Raw genomic sequence first — 14851 nt, forward strand, 5'->3', positions numbered from 1 at the left:
CAAAGGCGCGCCTTAGCGGAATTCGGCGGCGGCGGCAAGGATGCGGGGCATTGCCGGCGTCCGGCCGGGAAATCGGCCTATGCCGCAGCCTTGCGGAAGCGGGCGACGAAATCGTCGAGTTCGGGCCGCTCCATGTCGGAGATCGCCCAGTAGGAGAAGGCGCCGTCGCTCCACTGCACCAGCGAAAAGCCGCCCGAGGAAAGATCGTCAGGCTCGCTGACCTTGCCGCCCTGCTGCGGTTCGGCGACCAGCGTGATCAGATGCTCGCGGTGGCGGTAGACAAGTGCCGGCACCGGGCGGCCGGAAATCACCTCGACCCGGCCGCCGATCAGCGCAAAACCGTCCTTGGCAAGATCCGGTGCCGGCGGCGACACGCCGATCCGGGCGTCGAGCCAGGGTTTTACCGTATGGCGATCCGACGAGACGATGTCGATCGGGCTGGCGGCAAGCAGGCTGCGGCGATGGCCGCTGGCGACCGCCGCGGCGAAGCTGTCGGACGCGCCGTTGACCATCACCCATTGCGTTGCCCCGCTGGCCAGCACCGCGCTGATCATGATCGAGGCGGCAAGAGCGCGCCAGTCGAACGAGCCGAAGCGGCGCGCTCGACTTGGTGACAGCCGCGTATCGGCGTTTCGCCTCTGGCCTCCCCCGCCCGGGGCAAGCACCCCCGGGGGCACCGGCGAGCCCTGCTGCGGCTTGGCCGTTCCGCCTGCCGGCTGTGCGGTGGGCGCGGCGCCAATGGCCGCGATGCGCGCGCGAAAGGCGCCGCCGACATCTGGGTGCGGCAGGCGGCTGACCGCGCCCCGCAAGGCCACGATGCGGGCATGCTCTGAGGCAAGCCGCGGATCGGCCGCAATGCGCCGCTCCACCGCAAGCGCGGCCGCTGCATCAAGTTCGCCATCGACGAGGGCGTGGATCATCAGCCTGATGCCTTCCGGATCATTGGGCAGTCCATCGTCATGCATGGTCATGGCGCTCTCCCCAGGTCAGACATAAGCAGGCTCCGCGCGCGGGCCAGCCTGGACATCACCGTGCCCATCGGCACGCCGAGCATGGCCGCTATCTCGCGATAGCTGAGGCCGCTGATGTCGCGCAGCACAAGCGTCTCGCGAAACGGCTGCGGCAGGGCTGCTATCGCCGTTTCAAGCGCCACCGTGTCGGCCTTGGCGATCAGGCTTGCCTCCGGACCATATTCGTCCGGCACGCTGATGCCGTGTGCCGCCGCCATCTCGTCGAGATCGCCGAGATCACCGACGGCCAACATGCCGCGCGGCCGGTTGCGCGACATCCAGGTATAGGCGGTGTTGCGCACGATGGTCAGCAGCCAGGCGCGGGCATTGCCGCCGGCATAGCCTGATATGCCCGCATGCGCCTTTATGCAGGCGTCCTGCACGACGTCCTCGGCATCGGCGCCATTGCCGGTCAACCAGCGGGCAAGCGCCAGCGCGTCACCGAGATGAGGCAGCACCACCTCGCTGAAGCGCTCGGCTCCGGCCTTCTCGCTCAAAGCAGCACCATCCGATACTCCACGAGGAACAGGCCGTGCGCTTTCAAGCAATACCGGCGGTCTCGCCCCGCCCGTGCGGGCGAAACCCTCGGCAACAGGCAAAGCCGCCTGCCGTGGCGAAAGTGAATTCATCTGCGTCACCAGTGTCAAGCGCAATGGGAAAGCCGTGCATCATGGGAGAGAGGCCGGTTGAGGTCATGCGCTCCAGCACATGGCGGCCGACGCCGCGGCCATGTTCGCTGTCGTGTTCATGATGACGGACATGCGGATCTCCTCAACGCCTGTAGCGGCCTATGTCGAGGAGACCCGTTGCGGCCGAGATTTATTCCCGCCGCGTACGCATCCGGCTGTTCACAGTCACGTGATCAGCCGGTGCTTTGGGTTCGTTGGTCCGCTTGGCGCTCAATCCGGCCAGCGCAAGGCGCCGGAAGAGACCTTGCGAGCAATCTTCATGGCGTCGGCGGGCCGGTCCTTCGCGGTCAACAGGGCGCGCAGCCGTTCGGCGACGATTTCCGCCTCTCCGAGATGAAGATTGCAGGGGTCGAGGAAGAAATGGCCGCGTTCGACCTCGTGATTGCGCACGATGATGGGCGGCGATCCACCGGCAAGCGCCGAGGCAAGGCCGGCGGCGGTGAAGCGGCTTTCCGGCAGCACGAAGACCTGCAGGCGGTCGAGCGGGTTGGAGGTCGGGTCGGGAATGATCTCCGCGCCAATGCCCGGGATACCCTGCAGAGCATCCTTCCAAAGGTTGAGGGCGGCCTCTTCGCGCCGGCGGATGCCGGCGTGGTCGCGCTTCTCCCATGCCTCGAGCGCGGCCATGGTGCCGGCGATGCTTTCCTTGCCGACCTTCATGGCGCGGGCGACGCCGCGGTTCTGTAGATAGGCGGCGCGCACCAGATCCTTGCGTCCGGTGACGATGCCGCTGGTCGGGCCGCTCAGGAATTTGTGGCCGCTGTAGATGACGATGTCGGCGCCACGCGCCAGGAAGCCGCGCAGGTCATATTCGGAAGCCGCGTCGACGATCACCGGCACGCCCCTGGGGTGGCAGATTTCGCAGAATTCCTCCAGCGACAGCATGCCGTACTGCACGGTGTGATGCGCGACGACGTAGAGGCCTGCCGCCGTTCGCTCGTTGATCGCGTCGCGGACATGATAGTCCTGCGTGACGCTGACCGTGCCGGCGGGCACCACCTTGGCGCCGGCGACGCGGACCGACTGGTCGATCGGGGCGCCGTAGTTGACGATGTGGCCAAGCTGGATGATCACCTCTGACTTGAGGTCGCCGGTGTCGTCCGGCAGGCGTTCGATGGCGAGCAGGTTGGTTCCCGTCATCGCGCCGGCGATCGCCATGGTGATGCCGCTGGCGCAGCAGGCGGTGATGAAGCCGGCCTCGCCGCCGGTGAGGCGCGCGACGACGGCGTTTGCGGCGCGCTGCAGATCGTCCATCTCCACCCATTGCGATGCCATTTCAGACATCGCGCTGATCGCTTCAGGCACAATGATCGACGCACCGAGCGCCGTCATCGTGCCGGAGACGTTGATGATCGGACGAAGGCCGAGCCGTTCGCGGATCGTCGTGTTGGAGCCGGTGTCGGAATAGGTTTTCATGTGAGCAATCCCGTGGATGACAGATCAGGCAGCGATCTCGACGACCGCTTCGATTTCGACGGTGATGTTTCCGGGCAAGGAGCCGACGCCGATCGCCGAGCGGGCATGCCCGCCGATCGTGGTGAAAACGTCGGCGAAAAGATCGGAGCAGCCATTCACCACTTTGGGGTGGTCGCTGAAAGTCGGCGTGGCATTGACGAAGCCGAGCAGCTTGACGACACGCACGACGCGGCCGAGATCGCCGGCGGCAGCATGCATGACGGCAAGCAGGTTGAGGCCGGTGAGGCGGGCATGCTGATAAGCCTCCTCCACCGTCACATCCTCGCCCACCTTCCCGGTGCAGAGCGAGCCGTCGGCCCGCAGCGGTCCCTGGCCGGACAGGAAGATCAGCCGGCCGCTCTCGGCATGGGTAACGAAGTTGGCGATGGGCGTCGGCGGCTCGGGCAATGTGAGGCCGAGTTCGGCGAGCCTGGTGTAAGGCGTCATGGAAGAAGGCTCCTTGGGATGGTGTCAACCATCCGATGTCAGAAATGCGAGGCGCGGAAGCGCGCCAGGAAATTGCGCAGACGCTCATTCTCGGCGTCTGCTGCGAGAATCTCCTTCGGCGGGCCGACCGCGCCGACGCCGCCATCGGCCATGAAGACGATGCGGCTCGAGGCGTCGCGGGCAAAGGCCATCTCATGCGTGACCATCACCATCGTCATGCCGTCCTCGGCGAGGCTGCGCACCACTTCAAGCACCTCGCCGACGAGTTCCGGATCGAGGGCGGAGGTTATCTCGTCGAGCAGCAGGATTTTCGGCCCCATGGCCACGGCGCGCGCAATTCCGACGCGCTGCTGCTGGCCGCCGGAGAGCTCCGCCGGCAGGCTGTCGGCCTTATGGGCAAGACCGACGCGGCCGAGCCAGTGTTCGGCAATCGTGCGCGCCTCCACGGTGCTTTTGCCGCGCACCTTGGTGAGGCCGAGCATGATGTTGCCGGCGGCGGTGAGATGCGGAAACAGGTTGAAGCTCTGGAACACCATGCCGGTCTCGGCGCGCATCGCGGCAAGGTCGCGTTCGCTGCGGCGCTGGCGGGCTCCGGTTTCTCGGAAGCCGACCTCCTTGCCGTCGATGCGGATGGACCCGCTGTCATAGCTCTCCAGGAAGTTGACGCAGCGCAGCAGCGTGGTCTTGCCGCTGCCCGAGGGCCCGATGACCGTCACCACCTCGCCGCGCGCCACGCGCAGGCTGACCGAGCGCAGGACCTGGACGGCGCCAAAGGATTTGGACACATCGCGGATGTCGAGAAGGGCCGGGGCATCGTTCGAGCTTGTGGACATTGCTATTCCCGGATGAAGGAGAAACGCCGCTCCAGCCGCCTGCTGGCAAGCGAAAGCGCATAGTTGACGGCGAAGTAGATGAGGGCGCCAAGGATGTAGAGCGGCATGGCCTCATAGGTGCGGCCGATGACCTGGTTGATGGCCTGCATGAGATCGGTGATGCCGAGCAGCGAGACCAGCGCGCTGCCCTTGACCGCGTCGGTGACGCCATTGATCCAGGGCGGCAGGAAACGCCTGAACGCTTGCGGAAAGATGACATGGGCCAGCCGCTGGCGGAAGGTCAGGCCGATCGCCATTGCCGCCTCCGATTGTCCCTTCGGGATGGAGCCGACGGCGCCCCGGAGATATTCGACGACCTGGGCTGTCTTGAACAAGGTCAGCGCCAGCACGGCAGCCCAGAAGGACGGCAGGTGAAGCCCGACGGCCGGCATCCCGTAGTAGACGAAGAAGATGAGCACCAGGATCGGTATGCCGCGAATGGTGTCGCTGAAGATGCGCACCGCCCAGCGCGCCGGCGCCGGGCCATAGACCAGGCCGACGCCAAGGACGACACCGGCGACGAGCGAGAACGTCACGACCAGCAGCGACACCCAAAGCGTCAGCGCAAAACCCTGAGCCAGGAAAGGCAAGGCGTAGGCGATCTGGCCAAGCATGCTAGTGCACCACCTTGAACCAGCGTTCGACGAGCCGGAGCGCGTAAAGCAGGGCGTAGCCGGTCAGCAGATACATCGCCGTCACGACGAGATAGACCTCGACGATGCGGAAGGTGTTGAAGTTGATCCATTGCGCGCCGAAGGTCAGTTCGGGCACCGAGATGACCGAAGCGACGGAGGTGTCCTTGAACAGCGATATGAAAGTGTTGGAAAGCGCCGGCAGCGTGATGCGCAGCATGGTCGGCAGGCGCACATGGAGCAGCCTTTGCCAGGGCGTCAGGCCGATCGCCTTGCCGGCGTCTAGCTGGCCGCGCGGCACCGCTTCGAGACCGGAGCGGAACACCTCGACCAGATAGGCGCCGCTGTAGAGCGCCAGCGTGGCGACGAACGAGGTTTGCGCGCTGTAGGCGATGTCGACCACGGTCGGCAGACCGTAGAAGACGAGATAGACGAGCAGGATCAGCGGCACGTTTCGGATGAATTCGACATAGGCGGCAATGATGCCGCGCACCATGCGTCCGGCCGACACGTACCAGACCGCCAGGACCAGGCCGATGACGATGCCGATGGCGATCGAGATGACGGCGAGCTCCAGGCTGAGCAGCAGACCGCCCCACAGCTTGTCGAAATGCCGCCAGATCAGGTTGAAATTGAGCGCATAACCCATGCGTCGGCCTCAGTGCTCCCGATATGACGCAAAGCTGGCCGCGTCGCCAGGAAAAAGGGCGGAAGGGCGCCGGCGGCGCCCTTCCGCCGATGACGTCAGATAACCGGGAAGCCGGGGTGGCGCGCCGGCGGCTCCTGCCCGAAATAGTCCTTGAACGCGGCGTCATAGAGCGCCGTTTCATGGCCGAACATGGCGATGGTGAAGGTCTGGTTGACGAAGGTCAGCCAATCGAGATCGCCTTGCCGGAGCGCCGCGCCATAAAGCATCGAGTACCAGCTCTTGCCGGCATCGAAGTATTTGTCCGGATTGCGCGAGGCGAGCCAGCGCACGGTGGAGAGGTCGACGGCAGCGGCATCGGCACGCTTGGATTCCAATGCCTGCAGCACGTTGGCCTGTGTATCGATCTGCATCACCTGCGCCTCCGGCAAGGCAAAATGCACCGAAGATTCGGCGTCGACATTCTGCAGGATGGAAACGCGCGTCGCGGAGCCTGCGGCAAGCAGCTTGTCGAAGGTCTTGTTCTCGGCGCCGGGCAAAGTCAGCAAGGCGACGCCCTCGACGTAGTAAGGCCTGGAGAAGTTGATCAGCTGCGAGCGCTGCGCGGTCATGGTCATGAACTGGATGGTGATGTCGACCTTGTTCGTCGTCACGTTCGGAATGCGCTGCGCCGGGTCCTGCATGACGAACTCGACATTGGTCGGGTCATCGAACAAGCCCTTTGCCAGGATGCGCCCCATGGTGATGTCCATGCCGACGAGTTCGCCGGCATCGTTCTCGAAATGCCATGGCGCATTGGTGCTTCCGGTGCCGACAATCAATTTGCCGCGCTCCAGCACGGTGCGTAGCAGGCTATCGGGCGCAGCCTGCGCCGTCGCCTTCTGGACGTCGACCGTTGCCGCCGCGCTCATGACGCCGGCCGTTGCCAGTCCGGCCATACCCAGTTTCAGAAAATCACGCCTTTTGGATGTGTCGTCCACAGCGACCTCCTTTCGTGTTGTGTTCCCCTACGCACAGGCAATACGCGCACCCGGATCGTTACAGAAATTGTCTCTTACAAGGGACGAGTGTATCCTGTACAAGACAGATACTAACATCAGGAATCGACAATGCAAGATGGCAGCGCCTTGGCGGTCTCAGCGGACGCAAAGATTTCGGCCTCTCGGGAGAAGGGCCTCAACCGGGTGCTCGAGATTCTGGAGTTCCTTCATTCGACGCAGCGCGCCATCGGCATCGGCGACCTGGCCAAGGGGGTCAACGCGCCGCGTTCGACCACCTACACGCTGGTGCGATCGCTGGTCGATGCCGGCCTCCTGGAAATGGCCGGCGACGGCAACCGCGTCTATTTCGGCAAGAAGCTCTATCTCTATGGAATGGATTATGTGCGCGGCAACGACCTCTTGAGGCGAGGACGCCAGGAGGTCGACAACCTGTCGCGCGAGACCGGCGAGACCTCCGAACTGTGCATGCTGCAGAGCGGCCGCTACACGATCGTGCACTCGAGCCCGGGCACCCGGCCGTTCCGCATCAGCTCCGCCACCGGATTGCAGATCCCGCTGCCCTGGACCGCGTCAGGCAGGCTGCTGCTCGCCGGCCTCGAACAGGCCCGGATCGAGGCCATGATATCGGAAGACGACCTCATCCTGCCCGATGGCCGCAGATTGCAACTGGACGATTTCATCGCCGACATAGCGACGGCGCGCGCCACCGGCTATTGCATCACTTCGGGGCTCGTCGACGCCTATACGAAATGCCTCGCCGCGCCGGTGTTTTCAGCACCCGGCAGCGTCGAGGCGACGATGTGCCTGGTGGTGCCCATCGACACGTCGCAGGAGAAGACAGGCGAACTCCTGGCCCTGTTGCGCGAACGCGCGGCGCGGCTTTCGATCGCGGCCTGGACCTGAAGTCAGGCGATGATGTCCGGGATGATCTTGTCTTCCAGCTTCATCAGCCGATCCTTCAGCGCAAGCTTCTTCTTCTTCATGCGCTGGATCTGCAGCGGGTCGCAGTTCATGGCGATCATCGCATTGATCGCGGCGTCGAAATCGGCGTGTTCCTGCTTCAGCCGGGAAAATTCGAGGCGAATATCGGCCTGTTCCTGATCGGACATTCTCTACCGTCTGCACGTCTGCGGCGCCCAAAGCTGGGCCTGATTGGGCGGGGGGTGGCACTCTCTGCCACCGGCGCGCAGCCCATATCACATTTCACGTTGTCGTGGAATGCTACCACGGATCATTCGACATCGCTGCGCGAAGGTGGCACACTGTCATTGTGCCGTCACAGAGCGAGCCTGCGGTGGACGCGCCTTTGGCGGCTGCAATCGAGGAAATCATGAAAGGGAGAACCAATCATGTCTCTTGCATCCCATCTTGATGAGTTGCAGCGGAAACACGGCGACATCGAACGCGAGCTCGATGACGCGATGAATCACCCGTCGGTGGACGACCTCGAAATCGTGAATCTCAAGCGACGCAAGCTGGCAATCAAGGACGAGATTGAAAAACTGAGGGCCAAACCCACGACGCATTGATGCCCCACTGACATAACCGCTCACCATTCGGGTCTTTCCTGCCGGCGGCAATTGCCGCCGGACTGGTGGTTTTGATCTTCGGTTTCAGGTCGACCATCACAGATATTCGTACCAGGCAGAGGCCTTCCGACTTCCTAGTCCCAGGACGAGCAGGGGCGAAGCTCGTCGCGGCTCCCCTTTGCCGTAACTGACCGAAGAGTGCAGCGGAGCAGAATTCCGCCTTGCCGCGGCGCTCTGAGGTCAGGGCTTGGATTCTGGGACTGCGCTGCGTCGCTCTTCTCCTTGCTCCTCCCCGAAATGACGGACTCGTTCCGGGAAAGACAAAGCGATGGGGCCTGCCAATCGCCAGGTAGCCGATTGGCCGACGCAAGCGAGCGATAAAAGTCGGGCGCCGAGCAACCGGCGGCGGCATCGATTGCGGCCAGTGGCGACCTGTCGCCATTGACAAGCCATCTTTGCTCCTCCACCTCATGCCCGGACTTCAGCGCATCGGCCCGGAGCGCGCTTTTGTGCGTCCAAGTGGACGCGCGGCGCTCCAGAGATTAAAGGCTGCCGGCATGACCGGATATTATTCCTTTCCCTTCCCGCGCCGCACCTCGGTTGGCGTCGATGTGGGCGGCGTGGTGGTTGGCGGCGGTGCTCCCGTCGTCGTGCAGTCGATGACCAATACGGATACCGCCGATGTCGACCAGACGGTCGCCCAGGTGGCGGCGCTGCATCGCGCCGGCTCCGAGATCGTGCGCATCACCGTAGACCGCGATGAAAGCGCCGCCGCCGTGCCGCGCATCCGGGAACGGCTGGCGCGGCTCGGTATCAACGTGCCGATTGTCGGCGACTTCCACTATATTGGCCACAAGCTCCTGGCCGATCATCCGGCCTGCGCCGAGGCGCTGGCCAAATACCGCATCAATCCCGGCAATGTCGGTTTCAAGGACAAGAAGGACCGGCAGTTCGCGGCAATCGTCGAAATGGCGATCAAACATGACAAGCCGGTGCGCATCGGCGTCAACTGGGGTTCGCTCGACCAGGAACTCCTGACCCGGCTGATGGACGACAACCAGGCCCGCGGCTTTCCGTTGACCGCACAGCAAGTGACGCGCGAGGCGATCGTGCAGTCGGCGATCCTCTCGGCCGAGATGGCCGAGGAGATCGGCCTTGGCCGCGACAAGATCATCCTCTCGGCGAAGGTCAGCGGCGTGCAGGACCTGATCGCCGTCTACACCGAGCTCGCCAGCCGTTCCGACCATGCGCTGCATCTCGGCCTCACTGAGGCCGGCATGGGCTCGAAAGGCATCGTCGCCTCATCCGCCGCCATGGGCATACTGTTGCAGCAAGGCATCGGCGACACCATCCGCATATCGCTGACGCCGGAGCCGAATGGCGATCGCACGCGCGAGGTACAGGTGTCGCAAGAATTGCTGCAGACCATGGGTTTCAGGCAATTCGTGCCGATCGTCGCCGCTTGCCCCGGCTGCGGCCGCACAACCTCGACCGTGTTCCAGGAACTGGCCCAGAACATCCAGGCCGATCTCAGGAAGAACATGCCGGCGTGGCGTGAGAAATACCCGGGGGTCGAGAACCTCAAGGTCGCCGTGATGGGCTGCATCGTCAACGGCCCGGGCGAGTCCAAACATGCCGATATCGGCATTTCGCTGCCCGGCACCGGCGAGACGCCGACAGCGCCCGTCTTCGTCGACGGCAAGAAGGCGGCGACGCTGCGCGGACCGTCGATCGCGCAGGATTTCGAAAAGATGGTCGCCGACTATATCGAACAACGATTTGGTCGCGGCAAGGCCGCGGCAGAGTAGGTCGAATGCTGCGCTTCCTCCCGGTTGCGCTGATCCTGCTGTGCGGGTGGCCTACCCTGGTCCAGGCCGATCCGCCGCAATCGGCCAAGCAGCGGCTGATCGACAAGGTCTGCAACCTGATCCAGGCCCATGCCGACCAGAACGGCCTGCCCAGGGATTTCTTCGCCCGGCTGATCTGGAAGGAAAGTCGGTTCGATCCCAACGCCGTCAGTCCGGTCGGCGCCGAAGGAATCGCCCAGTTCATGCCGGGGACCGCCAAGATGCGCGGGCTCGCCAATTCCTTCGACATCAACCAGGCGATCCCGGCCTCGGCGAAATACCTCGCCGAGATGAAGACCAGCTATGGCAATCTCGGCCTGGCGGCCGCCGCCTACAATGCCGGCGAAAACCGGGTCTCGCGCTGGCTGGGCTCGGGCGGCTTCCTGCCGATGGAAACCGAAAGCTATGTCTTCGACATCATGGGCGAGCCGGTCGATAAGTTCGCCGACCGAGCCTATGCCGGAAGCGTGCGACCGCTCGACGCGAAATCCGATTTCGTCGCGGCCTGCCGTAAGCTCCCGGTGATCATGTCGCGCACGGTGGCGATGGCTTCCATCAACATAAAGCCCTGGGGAATCCAGGTGGCCGGCAATTTCCGCCGCAGCGCCGCGATCAACCAGTGGCTCAGGGTGAGAGGCCGCTTCCCGGCCCTGCTAGGCGGGCATGATCCGGTGGTCAGCCGGGTGCGCACGCCGATCGGCCGGCGCGGCATCTACGCGGTCAGGATCGGGGTCGACGACCGTGCCGTCGCCGGCGCTATCTGCCAGAAGTTGCAAAGTGTCGGCGGGGCATGCGTGGTGGTGCGCAACCGATAGCGGGTGTGTCGTTGCGGGTGAAGGGGCGATAAAAATGACGGCCGCGGCTATAGGCCCTGGATTGGCCGGCATTGCCCTGCCTTCAACGAGCAATGAGGGCCGCAGGATGGTCGACGCATATATTATCTGCGGCACGCCCAGGACCGGAAGCACTTTGCTGTGCAAACTCCTGGCCTCCACGAAGGCCGCGGGCGATCCTCATTCGTTCTATCGGCGGCAGGACGTGCCCGAATGGGCCGAAGAGTGGGGGCTGCCCGGCCGCGACACGATGGGCGAACTCGAATTCAATGCCGCCTATCTCAATGCGGCCATCGCCGCCGGCAAGGATGGGACCGGTATTTTCGGCCTGCGCCTGATGCGAGAGAATCTGGATGAGCTTTCAGCGATACTCGACCGGATTTTCCCGGGGCTTGTCTCGGATAAAGCTCGTTTCGAGAGGGCGTTTGGCCGTGTTCTCTACATACATCTGTCACGCGAGGACAAGCTTGCGCAGGCCGTATCGCTGGTCAAGGCGCAGCAAACCGGCCTTTGGCATGTCGCTCCTGATGGAACCGAGCTGGAAAGGGTGGGGCCTCCCCGGGAACCTCAATATGATTTCGGGCGGATCAAGGATGAGGTTGCCGAGCTCGGAGCTTATGACGCTGCCTGGAACATGTGGTTCGCGGAGCAAGAGGTAATCCCGCTGCGGATCGGCTATGAGCGCCTGTCGAGCGATCCGGTTGCAACGTTGGCGTCCGTTTGCGACGCCTTGGGGGTTCAGGCACCGGATGCTGGGGATATAAGACCCGGCGTCGCAAGGCTTGCCGACGAGACAAGCCTCGACTGGATGCGCCGTTATCATCTGGATGCGGCGTCCGAGGCGTCGACGGTATAGCTATGCCGTCTTCGCCACCACCGTTTCGCTGAGCCAGGTGCCGATCTTGGCGCCGAGGCGGTCGGGTGAAACCGGCTTCGGCAGATAATCGTCCATGCCGGCTTCGATGCACTTGTCGCGGTCGCCCTTCAGCGCATGCGCGGTGACGCCGACGATCGGGATGTGGCTGCCATCCGAGGCCTCCGTCGTCCGGATGGCGCGGGTCGCCTCGTAACCGTTCATCTCCGGCATGGAGACGTCCATCAGGATCAGCCTCGGGCGCAACGAGCGGTACATCTCGACCGCCGTGCGGCCGTTGCCGGCTATGCGATAGCTCAAGCCCAACCCGTTGAGGATCTGGCCGAACACCAGCTGGTTCACCTCATTGTCCTCGGCGATGAGGATGTCGATCGGACCGTTCGGCGCGACCGTCGGCTCCGGCACGGGGACGGCCGGCATTGCCGGGCCGCGGATGACGGTAAAGGCGGGCGGCGCCGCCTGCGACGGCGCCGGTACGGGTTCGCGAACGAACTGCGCCCTGCCGACCTGCGAGCGGGCTTTCTGGACGACCGAGATAACGGTGCCGAGCAGGACCGCGGAGCGCGCCGGCTTGGTCAGGTGCGCGGCAATGCCGAAATCGATGATCATCTTGCCGAAATCGACCTGATCGACCGAGGTCAAGAGCACGACCGGTATGGCCGACAGCCGGCTGTCGGCGGCAATGGCTTTCGCGACATCGGCGCCGTTCATACCGGGCATCTGGTAGTCGAGGATGATGCAATCGACGGCGGCCCCCAGATGGCAGGCGCGGTCGAGGAAAGCCAGGCCGACCGCACCGCTTTCGGCGGCGGCGCAGTCGAAGCTCCAGCTCCTGAGCTGTTCGAGCAGGATCTCGCGGTTGACCGGATTGTCGTCGATGACCAGAACGCGGGCGCCGGTGACGTCGACCGGCACGATCTCGTCGCGAGCCTCGGCACGATGCACGGGCAGGGGCACCGCGAACCAGAATACGGAGCCGCGGCCGATCTCGCTCTCGACGCCAATCTTGCCGGCCATCAGGTCGACGAGGCGGGCGGCGATGGCGAGACCAAGGCCGGTGCCCTCGTGACGGCGGGTCGAGGAGCCGTCGACCTGGGCGAATTTTTCGAACACGTTCTGCAACTTTTCGGCCGGGATGCCGATGCCGGTGTCCTCGACGCGCAACTTGAGCTGGACGACGTCATTGACGGTTTCGCCGCCGACGTCGATCAGCACATGGCCCTTCTCGGTGAACTTCACCGCGTTGCCGAGCAGGTTGGTGACAATCTGGCGGAACCGCCCGGCGTCGCCGACGACGTACGCCGGCAGGCGCGGGTCGACGCGCACGATCAGTTCGAGGTTCTTTTCGGCGACATGGGCGGAGACGAGCGTGGCCACATCCTCGACCGCCTCGGCAAGGCGGAACGGCGCCGGGTCGAGCGTGAGCTGGCCGGCATTGATCTTGGAGAAATCGAGGATGTCGTTGATGATGGTGAGCAGCGCATTGCCGGATTTGACGATGACGTCGGTGAAGGTCTTCTGGCGCGCGGTCAGCTCGGTCTTGGCCAGCAGCTCGGCCATGCCGAGCACGCCGTTCATTGGCGTGCGGATTTCGTGGCTCATATTGGCGAGGAATTCCGATTTGGCGCGGTCGGCCGCCTCGGCCTTGAACAGCGACTCGGCGGATTCGGCGAAGGCGCGGCGGATGGCTTGCTCCATCGGCCGGAAGATCCAGAAAGCGGCGATGGAGAGCACCGCGAACAGCAATCCGCTCGCCCACAGCAGCAGCCGGTCACTGGAGGCGTCGGCCAAATGGCGCTCGTCGTCCATGGCGGTGCGGACGCGGACCAGCATCGGCTGGGCAAACAGGTCGTTCTGGTTGCGGATTTCGCGATAGCTCCACTCATCGACCTTCTGCGCCACCGACATCAGGTTGAAGTTTCGAATCATGTCGCGCGGAGACCAGAACAGGTCGCCATTGACCGAAGCGGATTCGAGCTCGTTGATCGTCTTTGTCGACAGGCGTGGACGCAATGCGGCGATCTGGGCCGCAAGCGTCCCAATCTCGCTGGTCAGGCGTTCCGAATGGCCGCGCGCCGACGCGGTCAGCGCATCGCGCGTCTCCGCTCGCCAGGCGGTTCCCGTCGTCTCGGCGAAGCTGGTCGCGTTGCGCAGATCGCGGGTAAAGATGACAAGGTTGCTGCTCAGGGCATCGATCTGGTGGCGGAAGGAATTGACGCGATCAAGTGCGAGCATGATCGCGAGCGAAGCCAACGCGAAGATCAGCAATCCCGAGAGATAACGGCTCCGGATGGACCGTATGAAGGAAGAATATTCCGGCATGCGCAACCCCAACACATACGCATTATTTTAACGGTCGGGATTACGCTTGATTTACATTAAGATTTCGTTCTGGCGACCGAGAATTTCGGATTCCCGCAGCCTCCCATGTAGCCTGCCGGCTGCGCCGAGATGAAGGGCCGCGGCCACTTCAAGGGACGGTCAAGCTTCGGATATTATTTCAATCCGCGGGCCGTTTGTGATGCCGGGATTCCTGGTTCGAGCCGCGAAGCATTTCACGGTCATCGGCATCGACCAGATCGACGTCGCCGCCCCTGAGCGACTGGCCCTGCTGGCGAGCCGTTCTTTCCTGCTTCGACCGCTTCAGTTCGTCCTCGGCGTTGAAATTCTTGTCCGCATTCTTGGTGTTCACCCGCTCCTCGATGATTTGCACCTGCTGTTCGTGGGTCTTCTTGCCGGTCATGGGATATCTCCCTCTATTTGTTCGTCCGGCCGGTCTGGTCGGGGTTCACACCGCCTTGCGGGGTGGTGTCGTTCTCGACATCGCCCCGAAAAGTATTTTCGCCATCGAGTTCCTCGTCGTCGTCAAGAATGTCGCCACCCTTGATGGTGCCTTTGGATGCGCCGATGCCGGGATCGTTGCGCAAGTCGCGATCGCTTGGCCTCGGCTGTTTGCGATGCTTGTTGTCGTTCATGGGTTGCCTCCTGCTTCTGGTCCCGAACGTCGCGACGGGTG

17 protein-coding genes are annotated in these 14851 nt (G+C 63.8%); 5 read left to right on the plus strand and 12 right to left on the minus strand.

All coding sequences use genetic code 11. The features are described from left to right. Positions 1-77: 77 nt before the first annotated feature. The 8 genes from FJ942_RS25300 to FJ942_RS25335 form a co-directional block, all read right to left on the minus strand. The gene (locus tag FJ942_RS25300) at positions 78-971 is read right to left on the minus strand and encodes an anti-sigma factor (protein WP_140899311.1); all 894 of its coding nucleotides are present in this window, start codon (positions 969-971) and stop codon (positions 78-80) included. Continuing rightward, a complete protein-coding gene (locus tag FJ942_RS25305; RefSeq protein ID WP_140500476.1) occupies positions 968-1507 on the minus strand; it encodes a sigma-70 family RNA polymerase sigma factor in 540 nt (179 codons plus the stop codon). Before FJ942_RS25305 ends, FJ942_RS25300 begins: the two co-directional genes overlap by 4 nt. 402 nt (positions 1508-1909) lie before the next feature. Then, on the minus strand, positions 1910-3115 hold the full coding sequence (locus FJ942_RS25310) for an aminotransferase class V-fold PLP-dependent enzyme (protein ID WP_140899313.1): 1206 nt from the start codon (positions 3113-3115) through the stop codon (positions 1910-1912). A gap of 24 nt (positions 3116-3139) precedes the next feature. Then, complete coding sequence (locus FJ942_RS25315; protein WP_140500480.1) at positions 3140-3601, minus strand: RidA family protein; 462 nt, start codon at positions 3599-3601, stop codon at positions 3140-3142. A 38-nt stretch (positions 3602-3639) separates the two neighbouring features. Beyond that, positions 3640-4434 (minus strand): amino acid ABC transporter ATP-binding protein, encoded by a 795-nt coding sequence (locus FJ942_RS25320; RefSeq protein ID WP_140517594.1) that lies wholly within the window; start codon positions 4432-4434, stop codon positions 3640-3642. Between the two features lie 2 nt (positions 4435-4436). After that, positions 4437-5087 (minus strand): amino acid ABC transporter permease, encoded by a 651-nt coding sequence (locus tag FJ942_RS25325; protein WP_140500483.1) that lies wholly within the window; start codon positions 5085-5087, stop codon positions 4437-4439. A 1-nt stretch (position 5088) separates the two neighbouring features. Further along, positions 5089-5754 (minus strand): amino acid ABC transporter permease, encoded by a 666-nt coding sequence (locus FJ942_RS25330; RefSeq protein ID WP_140500485.1) that lies wholly within the window; start codon positions 5752-5754, stop codon positions 5089-5091. A 95-nt stretch (positions 5755-5849) separates the two neighbouring features. Next, positions 5850-6731, minus strand: coding sequence for a transporter substrate-binding domain-containing protein (locus FJ942_RS25335; RefSeq protein WP_140899315.1), 882 nt, complete (start codon positions 6729-6731; stop codon positions 5850-5852). A gap of 129 nt (positions 6732-6860) precedes the next feature. On the opposite strand from FJ942_RS25335, the gene FJ942_RS25340 reads away from it, so the two are divergent. Beyond that, positions 6861-7655: an IclR family transcriptional regulator gene (locus FJ942_RS25340; RefSeq protein ID WP_140899318.1), complete on the plus strand. Its 795-nt coding sequence runs from the start codon at positions 6861-6863 to the stop codon at positions 7653-7655. Positions 7656-7657: 2 nt separating this feature from the next. Here the strand turns inward: FJ942_RS25340 and FJ942_RS25345 are convergent, their stop codons facing one another. Further along, positions 7658-7861, minus strand: a complete 204-nt coding sequence (locus FJ942_RS25345; protein WP_140550905.1) for a YdcH family protein — start codon at positions 7859-7861, stop codon at positions 7658-7660. A gap of 240 nt (positions 7862-8101) precedes the next feature. Between FJ942_RS25345 and FJ942_RS25350 the strand changes: the two genes are divergently transcribed. The 4 genes from FJ942_RS25350 (at position 8102) to FJ942_RS25365 (ending at position 11817) form a co-directional block, all read left to right on the plus strand. Further along, on the plus strand, positions 8102-8281 hold the full coding sequence (locus FJ942_RS25350) for a YdcH family protein (protein WP_097571999.1): 180 nt from the start codon (positions 8102-8104) through the stop codon (positions 8279-8281). 557 nt (positions 8282-8838) lie between these two features. After that, complete coding sequence (gene ispG / locus FJ942_RS25355; protein WP_140517596.1) at positions 8839-10089, plus strand: flavodoxin-dependent (E)-4-hydroxy-3-methylbut-2-enyl-diphosphate synthase; 1251 nt, start codon at positions 8839-8841, stop codon at positions 10087-10089. 5 nt (positions 10090-10094) lie between these two features. Continuing rightward, positions 10095-10943 carry a lytic transglycosylase domain-containing protein gene (locus FJ942_RS25360; RefSeq protein WP_140899320.1) on the plus strand — a complete coding sequence of 283 codons (849 nt, stop codon included), beginning with the start codon at positions 10095-10097 and terminating at the stop codon, positions 10941-10943. A gap of 34 nt (positions 10944-10977) precedes the next feature. Then, on the plus strand, positions 10978-11817 hold the full coding sequence (locus tag FJ942_RS25365) for a Stf0 family sulfotransferase (RefSeq protein ID WP_224671103.1): 840 nt from the start codon (positions 10978-10980) through the stop codon (positions 11815-11817). On the opposite strand, the gene FJ942_RS25370 is transcribed toward FJ942_RS25365, so the two are convergent. The 3 genes from FJ942_RS25370 to FJ942_RS25380 form a co-directional block, all read right to left on the minus strand. After that, positions 11818-14157 carry a response regulator gene (locus FJ942_RS25370; RefSeq protein ID WP_140899322.1) on the minus strand — a complete coding sequence of 780 codons (2340 nt, stop codon included), beginning with the start codon at positions 14155-14157 and terminating at the stop codon, positions 11818-11820. Between the two features lie 178 nt (positions 14158-14335). Beyond that, positions 14336-14578, minus strand: coding sequence for a hypothetical protein (locus FJ942_RS25375; protein WP_140500496.1), 243 nt, complete (start codon positions 14576-14578; stop codon positions 14336-14338). A gap of 13 nt (positions 14579-14591) precedes the next feature. Then, positions 14592-14810 (minus strand): hypothetical protein, encoded by a 219-nt coding sequence (locus FJ942_RS25380; protein WP_140517598.1) that lies wholly within the window; start codon positions 14808-14810, stop codon positions 14592-14594. Between the last annotated feature and the right edge of the window lie 41 nt (positions 14811-14851).

The sequence above is a fragment of the Mesorhizobium sp. B2-4-2 genome, from assembly GCF_006442845.1.
Classification (GTDB): domain Bacteria; phylum Pseudomonadota; class Alphaproteobacteria; order Rhizobiales; family Rhizobiaceae; genus Mesorhizobium.

Excerpts from the sequence above, each read along its gene's own strand:
- FJ942_RS25300 (WP_140899311.1), bottom strand. The coding sequence starts at position 971 with ATGACCATGCATGACGATGGACTGCCCAATGATCCGGAAGGCATCAGG.
- FJ942_RS25310 (WP_140899313.1), bottom strand. The coding sequence starts at position 3,115 with ATGAAAACCTATTCCGACACCGGCTCCAACACGACGATCCGCGAACGG.
- FJ942_RS25315 (WP_140500480.1), bottom strand. The coding sequence starts at position 3,601 with ATGACGCCTTACACCAGGCTCGCCGAACTCGGCCTCACATTGCCCGAG.
- FJ942_RS25320 (WP_140517594.1), bottom strand. The coding sequence starts at position 4,434 with ATGTCCACAAGCTCGAACGATGCCCCGGCCCTTCTCGACATCCGCGAT.
- FJ942_RS25325 (WP_140500483.1), bottom strand. The coding sequence starts at position 5,087 with ATGCTTGGCCAGATCGCCTACGCCTTGCCTTTCCTGGCTCAGGGTTTT.
- FJ942_RS25330 (WP_140500485.1), bottom strand. The coding sequence starts at position 5,754 with ATGGGTTATGCGCTCAATTTCAACCTGATCTGGCGGCATTTCGACAAG.
- FJ942_RS25340 (WP_140899318.1), top strand. The coding sequence starts at position 6,861 with ATGCAAGATGGCAGCGCCTTGGCGGTCTCAGCGGACGCAAAGATTTCG.
- FJ942_RS25345 (WP_140550905.1), bottom strand. The coding sequence starts at position 7,861 with ATGTCCGATCAGGAACAGGCCGATATTCGCCTCGAATTTTCCCGGCTG.
- FJ942_RS25350 (WP_097571999.1), top strand. The coding sequence starts at position 8,102 with ATGTCTCTTGCATCCCATCTTGATGAGTTGCAGCGGAAACACGGCGAC.
- ispG (WP_140517596.1), top strand. The coding sequence starts at position 8,839 with ATGACCGGATATTATTCCTTTCCCTTCCCGCGCCGCACCTCGGTTGGC.
- FJ942_RS25360 (WP_140899320.1), top strand. The coding sequence starts at position 10,095 with ATGCTGCGCTTCCTCCCGGTTGCGCTGATCCTGCTGTGCGGGTGGCCT.
- FJ942_RS25365 (WP_224671103.1), top strand. The coding sequence starts at position 10,978 with ATGACGGCCGCGGCTATAGGCCCTGGATTGGCCGGCATTGCCCTGCCT.
- FJ942_RS25370 (WP_140899322.1), bottom strand. The coding sequence starts at position 14,157 with ATGCCGGAATATTCTTCCTTCATACGGTCCATCCGGAGCCGTTATCTC.
- FJ942_RS25375 (WP_140500496.1), bottom strand. The coding sequence starts at position 14,578 with ATGACCGGCAAGAAGACCCACGAACAGCAGGTGCAAATCATCGAGGAG.
- FJ942_RS25380 (WP_140517598.1), bottom strand. The coding sequence starts at position 14,810 with ATGAACGACAACAAGCATCGCAAACAGCCGAGGCCAAGCGATCGCGAC.